Genomic DNA, 13,142 nt, shown 5'->3' with positions numbered 1-13,142 from the left:
GCGCGTTTATTCCTTAACGACCACAACGGCGGAGGCGCCAGCCGCTTCATCGCTTTGCCCCAACTGTTGCTGAAGGCGTTTCAGTTTACGCTGTGAGTGTGCCAGAGAGACGCGAACGCGTAGCCAGAAAAGGCCACAGATTGCCCAGCCAAGCAGGAAACCCGCAGCAAAAAGCGTTGCCAGCAGTGTGGAAACGCGGTATTCACCCTGCGCCAGCAGATAGTTGAAGGTGACGACCTGGTCGTTATGCGCGCCGAGCGTAACAGAGACGATAAAAATGACTAATAGCAGTAAGAAAATCAGCAAATATTTCACAGTCCATCCCTTAGTCTGATGTTAACCAGATGAATTATGCCAAAAAAAAAGTTCTGTTGCTTGTCTGATACAGCAGCAGCAAGCGGGACGGCGAAAATATCGTTGCCATCATTATGTTATGGGGTCAGAACCACGAAAAACAATCACGACTGTTCGCGCTCCTCGATCTCTTTATGCTCCTCAGGCGGCACGGTCAGCGGCCCGCACCAACGCTGCACCAGCCAGGTTGCCAGCGTGACCAGCACCCAACTGATCAATGTGGAGGTGATCAAATCGCGTGGCCAGTGCATCCCTAACACCAGACGGCTGGCCATCACGCCAATTGCCCAGGCCATCAGTAATACAACGGTAACCAGCCGACGACGCGGCCACAGCAGGCCGATAGCCAGCAGCGCCCAGCTGGCGGCGAACATGGTATGCCCGGAGGGAAAAGCATAGCCGGTTTCAAACTCCCAATGTTTTTTCAGCCAGGTCGGCAACAGGGTATCTTCCCGGATCGCTTCCTGCACCATCCTGCTGCGCTGCTTGCGTTTCAGTTCGTAAAAAGTTTTCTGATCAAGCCCCTGTGATTTTTCCAGCCAGAGAACATAGGGACGTGGCTCCTGAACCTGCTCTTTAATAAAACTTTTGGTGTACTGCCCGGCCAGCAGCGCGACCGCCACGATACAAAGCAACACCAGCGCGGGCTTCAGCCGATAACGCAGGCACCATAAAAACCACAGGCAGAGAACTGCGCTGGTCACCGCGCCCCAGGGGCTGGTGACGGTTTCGGTCAGCCAGAACAGCATCTTAAGGCCAAAACCTGATTCGGCGGGCTGCCACTGCCAGCCAGAAATCCATACGGCGGCAGGCATCAGGAGTAACAACAGCGCACCGAAGGTAGTACGTTTAGCGATATCAAACATAGGTAGCCAGGCCTTAAAACAATTATCGTCATTAAAATGATGAAAAATAATAACATACTGCTGCACAGTGCGGTAACCGCGCACTATTATAGCAATAGCGCTAAGGCATTAACCTTCCCGGCCATGATTGTGGCAAAATGGCCGGATCGCTTTAGTGAAAGCGCGCTACCATGAGGATAGCGCAACATAAGGTTCGGAGAGTCACATGCAGCTTAAAAGGGTGGCAGAAGCAAAACTGCCAACGCCATGGGGAGATTTCCTGATGGTGGGTTTCGAGGAACTGGCGACGGGCCAGGATCATGTCGCACTGGTTTTTGGTGATATTACCAACAGCGAGCCGGTTCTGGCGCGCGTGCATTCCGAATGCCTGACCGGCGATGCGCTGTTCAGCCTGCGCTGCGACTGCGGTTTTCAGCTGGAAGCGGCGCTGAATCATATTGCCGAAGAGCAGCGCGGCGTGCTGCTCTACCATCGCCAGGAAGGACGCAACATCGGCCTGCTGAATAAGATCCGCGCCTATGCATTGCAGGATAAGGGTTATGATACGGTAGAAGCCAATCATCAACTGGGCTTTGCGGCCGACGAGCGCGATTTCACCCTCTGCGCCGACATGTTCAAGTTGCTTGGCGTTAACGAGGTTCGGCTGTTAACCAATAATCCACGTAAGGTTGAAATTCTCAGCGAAGCGGGGATCAACATTGTGGAGCGCGTGCCGTTAATTGTCGGTCGCAATCCGGAGAACGCGCACTACCTGGATACCAAAGCGGCCAAAATGGGCCATCTGCTGAATAAAGAGTAAAAAAAAAGGGACGCTGAGGCGTCCCTTACTTCTTCTTATTTCTTAATCGAGCATATTACGTATGACATAGTGCAGGATGCCGTCATTTTTGTAGTAGGTCAGCTCATTTCCCGTGTCAATGCGACAGCGTGCATCCAGCGTCACACTCTGGCCGTCGATACCGGTAAGAGTAACCTTGACGATGCCGCCCGGGGTGATTTGCGTCAGGTTTTCCACGTCAATGATTTCATCACCGGTGAGTTTAAGCGTTTTACGCGTGACGCCCTGCGGAAATTCCAGTGGTAAAATCCCCATGCCAATCAGATTGGAACGGTGAATACGTTCGAACGACTCGGCAATCACCACACGCACGCCCAGCAGGCGCGGCCCTTTTGCCGCCCAGTCGCGGCTGGAGCCGGAACCATACTCTTTACCGGCAATCACCGCCAGCGGCACAGACTGCTGCTGATATTTCATCGCAGCGTCATAAATCGCCATCTGCTCGTTACCGGGGATCAGACGCGTGACGCCCCCTTCCACGCCGGGCACCATTTCGTTTCGAATACGAATATTGGCAAAGGTGCCGCGCATCATCACTTCATGATTGCCGCGACGCGAGCCGTACGAGTTAAAATCGTTGCGCTCCACGCCGTGCGCCAGCAGGTAGCGTCCCGCCGGACTTTCGGCTTTGATGCTGCCCGCCGGTGAAATATGGTCGGTGGTGACGGAGTCGCCCAGGATTGCCAGCACCCGCGCGCCTTTGATGTCCTGAACGGGCGCCGGCTCTTTTTCCATCGTATCGAAAAAAGGCGACAGACGAATATAGGTTGAGCCTTCATCCCAGTCGTAGGTAGCGGCTTCGCTGACGCTGATTTGTTGCCAGTCGGGCGTACCTTCGAACACTTCGGCATACTCTTTATGAAACATCTCGGTGGAGACAAGCTGTACCGCCTCGGCAATCTCTTCCGGACTCGGCCAGATATCCTTCAGATAAACCGGTTTGCCGGTTGTGTCGGTTCCCAGCGGATCGCTTTGCAAATTGATGTTCATATTGCCCGCAAGTGCGTAAGCCACCACCAGCGGCGGCGACGCCAGCCAGTTGGTTTTCACGAAAGGATGGATGCGGCCTTCAAAATTGCGGTTACCGGAGAGCACTGCGCCAACGGTCAGGTCGCCCTGCTTAATAGCCCCTTCAATGGCATCAGGCAGCGGCCCGGAGTTACCGATACAGGTAGTACAACCATAGCCCACCAGATTGAAGCCAAGCTTATCAAGCCAGGGCGTCAGCCGCGCGGCGGCCAGATAATCTGAAACCACTTTCGAGCCAGGCGCCAGCGAAGCCTTCACCCATGGCTGACGCTTCAGGCCAAGCGTGACGGCCTTCTTCGCCAACAGGCCCGCGGCCATCAGCACGCTGGCATTGGACGTGTTGGTACAGGAGGTGATTGCGGCGATCACTACCGCGCCGTCTTCCAGCTTCTCGGCGCGACCGGTTTTGGCATCGGTGTAATCCACTGACTGATGCTGTTTTTTCGCCTGATTGACCTCCAGCTCGTTGCTGGCCTGGAAGGCACGCGGCGCATCGCCCAGCGCAACGCGATCCTGCGGGCGTTTCGGCCCGGCGATGCTGGCCTCGACGTCGCCCATATCCAGCGCCAGCGAACTGGTAAATACCGGTTCGTCACCGGTGTTGCGCCACAATCCCTGCGCTTTTGCATAGGCTTCGACCAGCGCAACCTGCTCGCTGCTCCGTCCGGTCAGGGACATATAACTGACGGTAACGTCATCGACGGGGAAAAAGCCGCAGGTCGCGCCATATTCGGGCGCCATATTGGCAATGGTCGCACGATCGGCCAGCGGCAGGTCGTCGAGACCGTCGCCGTAAAACTCCACGAATTTGCCCACCACGCCGTGCTTACGCAGCATCTGCGTCACCGTCAACACCAAATCGGTGGCGGTGATGCCCGGTTTCAGTTTGCCGGTGAGCTTGAAACCCACCACGTCCGGGATCAGCATCGAGACCGGCTGGCCCAGCATGGCGGCTTCCGCCTCTATGCCACCCACACCCCAGCCAAGCACGCCCAGCGCGTTAATCATGGTGGTGTGCGAGTCGGTACCCACTAAGGTATCGGGATAGGCGATCTCTTCGCCATTGAGGTTTTCATGCCAGACGGACTTGCCAAGGTATTCAAGATTGACCTGATGACAGATGCCGGTGCCGGGCGGCACCACGCTGAATTTATCAAAGGCCTTTTGTCCCCAACGCAGAAAGACGTAGCGCTCGTGATTTCGTTCCATCTCCAGCCGCACGTTTTCTTCGAAAGCATCGTCATCGCCAAAATGGTCAACGGTCACCGAGTGGTCGATAACCAGATCGACCGGCGACAGCGGATTGACCTTTGACACGTTACCGCCGAGACGCGTTACCGCCTCGCGCATGGCGGCGAGATCGACCACCGCCGGGACGCCGGTAAAATCCTGCATCAGTACGCGCGCGGGACGATAGGCAATCTCCCGATCCGCGTGCGCGTGTTCAAGCCAGCCCGCTAATGCTTTGATATCATCAAGCGTTACCGTATCGCCATCCTGCCAGCGCAGGAGATTTTCCATAAGCACTTTTAGGGACTTAGGCAGACGGGAAAGGTCGCCCAGCTCGTCCGCCGCCGCCGGCAGGCTGAAATAGTGATACTGTTGCTCACCGACATTAAGAGAATTTTTAACGTGTGAATGTAGGGTAGAAGACATTACTCCTCCTGTGTCTCATTTTTATCATAACCTGATCAAATACATGGTCTGATTTAAACATAGTACACACAAGAGGTAACGTTTTGATAACAACACAAAACGACAACTATTTTAATAATCGGAAATGCAAAACGCCCCGCGGTTGACACCGCAGGGCGTTTAAAATTTATTAAGTCGGACGCGATTAATGCATCATCATGCCAAGCCAGAGCAGGCTTGTCCAGAACAGTGCGGAAAAGGTCCAGGTACTAACCCACGTCATTTGAGTTAAATTCATATTTTTACCTCCGCAAGCTGGCTGTGAAATAAATGCGGAATATAATTCCGTAAATAAATATTTCGGTATTCAGGTCACAATGTGGCCTACCCTCAAGTCGGGTAAATAAGCGAATCTGTTTTTTTTATTAATTTTCAACCTGGAACGGTTGAAAAGGCACTGCACATTACTTTTTTTCGATCATCGATTCAATAAAGTTGCGCTGAAGCTCATTCAGTTCCCACGATGGCGGAATAGTCACATCAGCTTTAGCTTTCGCCTGGTAATAGTGCTTGCCCGATTTACTGCTCTGTCGCAGTTTCTGATCGTGAGTCTGTGGTTGCATCGCTTAACCCCATATACGCCAAATCATCAGAGCAGCAGCAATCCAAAATACCGCTGAGCCAGTGAAGACCGCTAACCAGGCTCTGCGTTTCAGATTGCTGGTACGCTGAACCTTGATGGTTTTATGCCCGAAGCCGGGTTGTACAGATAGTCTGGTAGCCATAGTTTTTGATAATCACTCTCATTGAAAACGATTGTTTGAAGCAATCAGAAATTAGGATGAATCCTAAACATTTTATGAAGCAAAATCCAGTAATTTTTGTTGCGCCGTACGATTAATTGGATTTATCGAATCACATAAACATTATCGGCAGGCTTTAATTAAACTTAAGTCAATTAAATGAGAATTAAGTAAAATTTACCTGAGAAAACCTTACTTAAGATCCAATCATTACTGGAAGTTATTTCATCAGCCCTTATGTTACGCCTCTCTCAATGCCTCCTTAACCAGAGTATGAGAATCATCCTGGCGTTACGCAAAGTCAGATCGTAAAAAATGTGTGCTGTTTCTCATTTAAGTAACAACAATGAGAAAACATGTGATTCATGTTTAATTAACTGAAAATTTCTAAAACTTTTATCGTCAGGTTTGACATAAGGGCCAGTCAAAAAAAGGACGCACAATGTGCGTCCCGCTTGACATAAGGCAAATATTCACTTCCGAGACTATTTCGCCGGTAATTTAATGTCTTTAAACATCGCTTCGATGTCTTCGTTAGAGCGTAAACCGACGGCGGCATCCACCACGTCTCGCGTCAAATGGGGCGCGAAGCGCTGGATGAAGTCATACATATAGCTACGCAGGAAGGTGCTGCGACGGAAGCCGATTTTGGTGGTGCTGAAACTGAAAACATCCGTTGCTTCAATGCGCACTAAATCCGGGTCAGAAACAGGATCGACGGCCATACTGGCAATAACGCCCACTCCCAGCCCAAGTCGGACGTAGGTTTTGATGACGTCGGCATCGGTCGCGGTAAACACAATGCGCGGCGCCAGCCCGGCACGATTGAACGCCGTATCCAGTTCGGAACGGCCGGTGAAACCGAACGTATAGGTCACCAGCGGATACTCTGCCAGCTCTTCAATCGACACTTTCTCCTTGCCCGCCAGCGGATGATCAGGCGTCACGACAATCGCGCGATTCCAGTGGTAACAAGGCAGCATGATGAGATCGTCATAAAGATGCAGCGCTTCGGTTGCAATCGCGAAATCCGCATTCCCTTTCGATACCGCCTCGGCAATCTGCGTGGGCGAGCCCTGATGCATATGCAACGAAACGCGCGGGTAACGCTCAATAAAGCCTTTAATGACGTTTGGCAGCGCATAGCGTGCCTGAGTGTGCGTGGTGGCGACGTACAACGAGCCTTTATCCGGCCAGGTATGCTCACCCGCTACGGATTTGATGGCATCCACCTTCGACAGCACTTCGCGCGCGATACGGATAATTTCCTGGCCTGCTGGTGTCACCTGCGTTAAATGCTTGCCGCTGCGGGCAAAAATCTGGATGCCCAGCTCATCCTCCAGCATACGAACCTGCTTACTGATGCCGGGCTGGGACGTATAAAGCCCTTCCGCCGTCGAAGACACATTAAGGTTATGGTTAACCACTTCAACGATATAACGCAGCTGCTGCAATTTCATCGATCGTTCCGTCCAGGATAGTCTTCAGGAGCAGGGAGTTCGCCCCGCGCGTAATACGATTTGATAATAAAGAAAGGAATATTAATAACAACTATATCAAATACGAATAAGATGTATAGCGCAGCGGTGCAGGAGAAAAAAGGGCCAGCATGCTGGCCCTGAGGGTTATTTCTTCGCGGAGCCTTTCGTTGTGACGCTCCATTTGCCATCGGTATAGAATGCCGACCAGCCGGTTGCTTTACCGTCTTTCTCGGTGCTGACATACTGCTGTTTGGTCTTACGGCTGTAACGCACCACGCTTTTGTTGCCTTCTTCATCGGCAGCGGGCGCATCTGCGAGATAACGCAGTTTTTCCGGCAGACGATCGCTGAAGCGCTGCAGCTCTTCCACCAGCGGCGCGCGCGTTTCCCTGGATTTAGGGAAGGTATTGGCCGCAAGGAAAACACCCGCCGCGCCGTCGCGCAGCACAAAGTATGCGTCCGACTTCTCGCACGGCAGCTCAGGCAGCGGCACCGGATCTTCTTTCGGCGGCGCCACATCGCCGTTTCGCAGAATTTTCCGGGTATTTTTGCACTCATCGTTGGTGCAGGCCATGTACTTACCGAAGCGCCCCATTTTCAGGTGCATCTCAGAACCACACTTTTCACACTCAACGACCGGCCCGTCATAGCCCTTGATACGGAACTCGCCCTGCTCGATTTCATATCCATCGCAGGAGGGGTTATTACCGCACACATGAAGTTTTCGCGTATTATCAATCAGATAGCTATCCATTGCCGTGCCGCATTTGCTACAACGGCGTCGCGCGCGCAGGGCATTGGTTTCCGCGTCGTCACCCTCAAGGATGTTGAGCACTTCATTTTCAGGGATCAGATTGATGGTTTGCTTACAGCGCTCTTTCGGCGGCAACGCGTAGCCGGAACAGCCCAGAAACACGCCGGTACTGGCGGTGCGAATACCCATTTTGCGTCCGCAGGTCGGGCAGTCAATATCGGTCAGGATCATCTGGTTAGGCGGCATGCCGCCCTCTTCCGGATCTTTGTCCGCGATTTCCAACTGCTGGCTGAAGTCGCTAAAAAACGTATCCAGTACCGCTTTCCATTTCGCCTGGTTATTCGCAACCTGATCGAGGCTGCTTTCCATATGCGCGGTGAAATCGTAGTTCATCAGCTCGCGGAAGTTGTTTTCCAGCCGATCGGTAACAATTTCGCCCATTTTTTCCGCATAAAAGCGGCGGCTTTCAACGCGAACGTAGCCGCGATCCTGAATCGTGGAAATAATCGACGCATAGGTGGACGGACGACCGATGCCGCGTTTTTCCAGCTCGCGTACCAGTGAAGCTTCACTGAAGCGCGCCGGCGGCTTGGTAAAGTGCTGGCTTGGGTTGAGCTGCACAAGCGTAAGCGTCTCGCCCACATCAACCTGCGGCAGCGTGCGATCCTCATCGCCTTTACGCAGCGCAGGCATTACCTTCGTCCAGCCATCAAAACGCAGCGTGCGACCGCGCGCCTTGAGTTTAAAATCTTCCGCCGTCACGGTCAGCGTGGTCGAGTCATATTGCGCAGGCATCATCTGGCAGGCCACGAACTGGCGCCAGATCAGCTGGTAGAGTTTTTGCGCGTCCGTTTCCATATCTTTCAGATGTTCAGAAAGCACGCCCACATCCGAAGGTCGAATCGCTTCGTGCGCTTCCTGCGAATTATCTTTACTGGTATAGACGTTTGCCGCTTTCGGCAGATATTTTCCGCCAAACTCGTCTTCAATATAGCCGCGCACCATGCCGATGGCGTCCTGACTGAGATTGGTGGAGTCGGTACGCATATAGGTGATGTGACCCGCTTCATAGAGCCGCTGCGCCATCATCATCGTTTTCTTCACGCCAAAACCCAGGCGCGTACTGGCGGCCTGCTGCAACGTGGAGGTAATAAAAGGCGCGCCAGGCTTGCTGCTGGTGGGCTTGTCTTCCCGATCCGCCACCACGTACTTCGCTTTCTCAAGCAGGCTGACCGCAGCATGCGTCTGCTCGCCGTTAACCGGTCGGAACGGTTTCTCGCCCTGATGCGTCACTTCCATCGGCAGCGCGATGCCTTTCGCGGTGTTCAGGTCAGCGTGCAGCTCCCAGTACTCTTCCGGGACAAACGCTTTGATTTCGCGCTCGCGCTCTACCACCAGCCGCACGGCAACGGACTGAACGCGCCCCGCCGACAGACCGCGGGCCACTTTCTTCCACAGCAGCGGCGAAACCATGTAGCCGACCACGCGATCCATAAACCGACGTGCCTGCTGCGCATTAACGCGGTCAATATTCAGTTCGCCCGGCTTATCGAACGCCTGGCGAATAGCATTTTTTGTTATCTCGTTAAACACCACGCGACTGAAGCGCGAGTCATCACCGCCAATCACTTCCCGCAGGTGCCAGGCAATGGCTTCCCCTTCGCGGTCAAGGTCGGTGGCGAGATAGATGTGATCGGCGTTTTGCGCCAGCGATTTCAGTTCAGCAACAACTTTCTCTTTACCGGGAAGGATTTGATAGTCCGCCTCCCAGCCATGCCAGGGATCGACGCCCATCCGGTTGACCAGCGCCGCCTTCTCGTCTTTTTTGACCTTCGTTTTTGTTTTACTGGTTGTAGAGTCAGCGCTCTTTTTAACCGTTGAACCACTGGTCGGCAAATCACGGATATGACCGACGCTGGATTTCACCACGTAGTCATTTCCAAGGTATTTATTGATTGTTTTGGCCTTTGCCGGGGACTCAACTATTACGAGAGCTTTGCCCATATTTACCTTTACCTGATTGATACATCCGAGTGTAAATGTGCCGTATGCCCTGAGGCAATCGCGTCGCGTTGTGATATGGCGGCCAGGAAGCAAAACATCAACCCGGCTGTGCCAGCGCCTTCAGCACCCGCTGGTCAAAACGCCAACCTGCTGATTAACGGCACCTTTTACAATCTGTAATCCGCATTCCATCTGAAGCGTAACGTCAAATTTACGCCCGGAACATGAAACGCCCACACTCTACCTGATAAAATCTGTTAAGCAACTTAATTAGCATCTGGCGGTAATTTCTGCCACAGCGCACAATAAAAAGAGCTATCTTCCATCCTGAGCCCGGCGTCTTGTTTTTTTTCAGAGCGCGGACGTAAGATACACGCCGCAGATGTACTATAAAGGAGGGAATATTATGAACAAGACAGAGGCTATCGATCGTGAAACGCTACTGCAAAAAGCGAATGAGATCATCACAGGACACGAACAGTATTTTCCCGGGATGATGGCGACGGACGTTGAGCAGAATGGCGACATCATCGTTTTTCGCGGCGACTATTTTCTTGATGCCAATGGGCTGCCAACGGATAAAAGTACGGCGGTTTTTAACGTTTTCAAATTTTTGGCGGTGACGCTTTCCTCCCGCTATCACCTGCAACAGTGACGCCCGACAGCGCGGGCGTCAGGAAAGTTACAGAAGCGGCTTGTCGCCCCGCTGCCACAGTTTAAGCAGCAGACGTTCCGCACTGCTTGCCGCGCTTTGGGTGAAACGATCGATAACCTTTTTACGCTGCAAGTAGCGCACATTGATCACTTTATGACTGCTGATGCGATCGATAATCAGATCGTCGCTGGTGCCGATGGCATCAATTAACTTTTTCTCCAGCGCCTGGCTGCCAAACCAGTGCTCGCCGGTAGCGACCTGATCCATGTCCAGCACCGGCCGCATCTGATGCACAAACTGCTTAAACAGCTGATGAGTTTCGTTAAGGTCTTCACGAAATTTCTCACGGCCCTGCTCGGTGTTTTCCCCAAACAGCGTCAGCGTGCGCTTATATTCCCCTGCCGTATGCAGCTCCACGTCTATCTCATTACGCTTTAGCAGGCGGTTGAAGTTAGGGATTTGCGCCACGACGCCAATAGAGCCAATGATTGAAAAAGGCGCAGCGACAATGCGATCCGCTACGCAGGCCATCATGTAGCCGCCGCTGGCAGCCACTTTGTCCACTGCAACGGTCAGCCGAATCCCCTTCTGCCGCAGGCGTTGAAGCTGCGAGGCCGCCAGACCATAGCCATGCACCACGCCGCCAGGGCTTTCCAGGCGCAGCAGCACTTCATCCTGCTCTCTGGCGACGGCCAGAACCGCAGAAATCTCTTCGCGTAGCGAATTCACTTCATGCGCGTCCATGCTGCCTTTGAAGTCCATCACATAGAGCGTTGGCGTGCTGCTTTCGGTTTTCACCCCCTGCTTTGCCTCAAGCTTCGCCGCCTTCGCCACGGCTTTGTCTCTCTTTTTCTGCTCTTTATGCCACTGTTTCCGATCGTGATGCTTCATGTGCGCAAGCATCATCTCGTCTTTCATCTCTTTATAGCTTTCGCTGAGATCGGTCAGTTTAAGGCGCCCGGTCTGGCTGCGTTTGCGCATAGCAAGGTTGGCAATCAACATAACAACGATCGCAATAGCGACCACAACGGTGACCGTTTTGGCCAAAAATAAACCATAATAAAAGAGTAATTCCACTCATTCCGCCTTATTTAACTTCCTGGTATTGATCCTGCCAGTGTAGCCGACTCGCTTCATCACGTCGCGTCTATCCTGTGGAGAGAGCACGGTTTACACCCTGGCGGGAAACAGGCTACATTTTACTGTTTTCGGCTTATGACTCACGGCGGGTCAGCCGCCTCACCAGGGAGCAACGTGTGGAATATCAACCTGAACTCAATTTGTTGAACGATCGTATCGTGCTGGTTACCGGTGCCAGCGATGGCATCGGACGCGAGGCAGCGCTTACCTTTGCCCGCCACGGCGCGCGCCTGCTGCTGCTGGGACGCAACGCGGAGAAACTTCAGCGGGTTGCCGATGACATCGCCGCAAGCGGCGCAGCCCCTGCCGCCGTTTTTGTGCTTGATATGATGCAGGCCACACCCGAGCGCTGCCAGCAACTTGCCGCAGAGATTGCGCGCCAGGCGCCGCATCTTGATGGCGTGCTGCATAATGCGGGCCTGCTGGGCGACATTACGCCAGTCGCTGAGCTGGCACCGCAAGTCTGGCAGGATGTGATGCGCGTTAACGTTGACGCCACCTTTTTTCTCACTCAGGCGCTGCTGCCGCTGCTGCTGAAATCGCCTTCCGCCTCACTGATATTCACCAGTTCCAGCGTGGGTCGTCAGGGCCGGGCCGGCTGGGGCGCTTACGCCGTCTCCAAGTTTGCCACCGAAGGCCTGATGCAGGTGCTTGCCGAAGAGTATGCCGACACTTCTCTGCGGGTAAACTGCATCAATCCGGGCGGAACGCGGACGAAAATGCGCGCCAGCGCTTTCCCGCAGGAGGACGCAAACAAGCTGAAAACGCCCGCCGATATCATGCCGCTCTACCTGTGGCTGATGGGCGATGACAGTCGCGACACTACCGGCGGCAGCTTTGACGCACAGCCGAAACGCAAACCGGGAGCGGCGCAATAAATGGCCGACGATCGTCACCGCCAGCGGCAGCAACGGCTTAAGGAAAAAGTGGATGCGCGCATTGCCGCCGCGACAGAGGCGCGCGGCATTCTGATGGTGTTCACCGGCAACGGCAAGGGTAAAACCACTGCTGCTTTTGGTACGGCGGCGCGCGCGGTAGGCCATCAGCGGCGGGCAGGCGTCATTCAGTTCATCAAAGGAGAGTGGCCCAACGGCGAACGTAACCTGCTGGAGCCGCATGGCGTTGAGTTTCAGGTCATGGCAACCGGTTTTACCTGGGACACCCAGAACCGTGAAAGTGACACCGCAGCCTGCCTTCAGGTCTGGCAGCATGGCAGACGGATGCTACAGGACGACACGCTGGATTTGGTGATCCTCGATGAACTGACCTATATGGTGAGTTTTGACTATCTGCCGCTGGAAGAGGTGCTGACGGCGCTGGCGAACCGGCCGCCGCAGCAGAGCGTGATCGTGACCGGTCGGGGTTGCCATCGCGATATTCTCGCCATGGCGGACACGGTGACTGAAATGCGTCCGGTCAAACATGCTTTTGACGCAGGCATTCAGGCTCAGCAAGGCATCGACTGGTAAAAAAAAGGCGATCGCTCGCCTTTTTCACTAACCGCGTTTACCCGCAGGCTTACCTGCCGGACGGCGGCTACCGCTGACCTGAGTGTGACGCTTAACCGCCCGGCGGATCTGATTC

At 53.8% G+C, this 13,142-nt stretch carries 12 protein-coding genes; 4 read left to right on the top strand and 8 right to left on the bottom strand.

Annotation, left to right across the window (positions count from 1 at the left end):
• Positions 1–6: 6 nt before the first annotated feature.
• Positions 7–315, bottom strand: coding sequence for a LapA family protein (locus tag GS12_RS16960; protein ID WP_034915095.1), 309 nt, complete (start codon positions 313–315; stop codon positions 7–9).
• A 143-nt stretch (positions 316–458) separates the two neighbouring features.
• Complete coding sequence (pgpB, locus tag GS12_RS16955) at positions 459–1,220, bottom strand: phosphatidylglycerophosphatase B (RefSeq protein ID WP_034949085.1); 762 nt, start codon at positions 1,218–1,220, stop codon at positions 459–461.
• Between the two features lie 205 nt (positions 1,221–1,425).
• Between pgpB and ribA the strand changes: the two genes are divergently transcribed.
• Positions 1,426–2,019 (top strand): GTP cyclohydrolase II, encoded by a 594-nt coding sequence (gene ribA / locus GS12_RS16950; RefSeq protein WP_034915096.1) that lies wholly within the window; start codon positions 1,426–1,428, stop codon positions 2,017–2,019.
• Positions 2,020–2,061: 42 nt separating this feature from the next.
• Here ribA and acnA read toward each other — a convergent pair whose 3' ends face one another.
• The 5 genes from acnA to topA all read right to left on the bottom strand — a co-directional run bounded on the left by acnA (position 2,062) and on the right by topA (position 9,763).
• Positions 2,062–4,743 (bottom strand): aconitate hydratase AcnA, encoded by a 2,682-nt coding sequence (acnA, locus tag GS12_RS16945; RefSeq protein WP_034915098.1) that lies wholly within the window; start codon positions 4,741–4,743, stop codon positions 2,062–2,064.
• Positions 4,744–5,186: 443 nt separating this feature from the next.
• Positions 5,187–5,345 (bottom strand): hypothetical protein, encoded by a 159-nt coding sequence (locus GS12_RS24655; protein WP_156103071.1) that lies wholly within the window; start codon positions 5,343–5,345, stop codon positions 5,187–5,189.
• Between the two features lie 3 nt (positions 5,346–5,348).
• Positions 5,349–5,507 (bottom strand): YmiA family putative membrane protein, encoded by a 159-nt coding sequence (locus GS12_RS23505; protein WP_072016914.1) that lies wholly within the window; start codon positions 5,505–5,507, stop codon positions 5,349–5,351.
• A 503-nt stretch (positions 5,508–6,010) separates the two neighbouring features.
• Positions 6,011–6,985: an HTH-type transcriptional regulator CysB gene (cysB, locus tag GS12_RS16940; RefSeq protein ID WP_034915102.1), complete on the bottom strand. Its 975-nt coding sequence runs from the start codon at positions 6,983–6,985 to the stop codon at positions 6,011–6,013.
• 165 nt (positions 6,986–7,150) lie between these two features.
• Complete coding sequence (gene topA, locus GS12_RS16935; protein WP_034949065.1) at positions 7,151–9,763, bottom strand: type I DNA topoisomerase; 2,613 nt, start codon at positions 9,761–9,763, stop codon at positions 7,151–7,153.
• A gap of 406 nt (positions 9,764–10,169) precedes the next feature.
• Here topA and GS12_RS16930 point away from each other — a divergent pair, with 406 nt between their 5' ends.
• Complete coding sequence (locus GS12_RS16930) at positions 10,170–10,418, top strand: DUF2498 family protein (protein ID WP_034949063.1); 249 nt, start codon at positions 10,170–10,172, stop codon at positions 10,416–10,418.
• Positions 10,419–10,445: 27 nt separating this feature from the next.
• Here GS12_RS16930 and sohB read toward each other — a convergent pair whose 3' ends face one another.
• Positions 10,446–11,495 carry a protease SohB gene (gene sohB / locus GS12_RS16925; protein ID WP_034949062.1) on the bottom strand — a complete coding sequence of 350 codons (1,050 nt, stop codon included), beginning with the start codon at positions 11,493–11,495 and terminating at the stop codon, positions 10,446–10,448.
• 179 nt (positions 11,496–11,674) lie between these two features.
• On the opposite strand from sohB, the gene GS12_RS16920 reads away from it, so the two are divergent.
• Entirely contained in the window at positions 11,675–12,436 is a 762-nt protein-coding gene (locus GS12_RS16920) for a YciK family oxidoreductase (protein ID WP_034949060.1), read from the top strand.
• Positions 12,437–13,027 (top strand): cob(I)yrinic acid a,c-diamide adenosyltransferase, encoded by a 591-nt coding sequence (gene cobO, locus GS12_RS16915; protein ID WP_034949058.1) that lies wholly within the window; start codon positions 12,437–12,439, stop codon positions 13,025–13,027.
• Positions 13,028–13,142 lie beyond the last annotated feature (115 nt).

The organism is Erwinia oleae, assembly GCF_000770305.1.
In the GTDB taxonomy this organism is placed as follows: domain Bacteria; phylum Pseudomonadota; class Gammaproteobacteria; order Enterobacterales; family Enterobacteriaceae; genus Erwinia; species Erwinia oleae.
The sequence above is the reverse complement of the archived record's forward strand: the minus strand, read 5'-3'. Positions and strand labels throughout refer to the sequence as shown.

Bases quoted from the DNA above. Each gene is read 5' to 3' on its own strand.
- cysB (WP_034915102.1), bottom strand. From the start codon at position 6,985: ATGAAATTGCAGCAGCTGCGTTATATCGTTGAAGTGGTTAACCATAAC.
- pgpB (WP_034949085.1), bottom strand. From the start codon at position 1,220: ATGTTTGATATCGCTAAACGTACTACCTTCGGTGCGCTGTTGTTACTC.
- ribA (WP_034915096.1), top strand. From the start codon at position 1,426: ATGCAGCTTAAAAGGGTGGCAGAAGCAAAACTGCCAACGCCATGGGGA.
- topA (WP_034949065.1), bottom strand. From the start codon at position 9,763: ATGGGCAAAGCTCTCGTAATAGTTGAGTCCCCGGCAAAGGCCAAAACA.
- cobO (WP_034949058.1), top strand. From the start codon at position 12,437: ATGGCCGACGATCGTCACCGCCAGCGGCAGCAACGGCTTAAGGAAAAA.
- GS12_RS24655 (WP_156103071.1), bottom strand. From the start codon at position 5,345: ATGCAACCACAGACTCACGATCAGAAACTGCGACAGAGCAGTAAATCG.
- GS12_RS23505 (WP_072016914.1), bottom strand. From the start codon at position 5,507: ATGGCTACCAGACTATCTGTACAACCCGGCTTCGGGCATAAAACCATC.
- acnA (WP_034915098.1), bottom strand. From the start codon at position 4,743: ATGTCTTCTACCCTACATTCACACGTTAAAAATTCTCTTAATGTCGGT.
- GS12_RS16930 (WP_034949063.1), top strand. From the start codon at position 10,170: ATGAACAAGACAGAGGCTATCGATCGTGAAACGCTACTGCAAAAAGCG.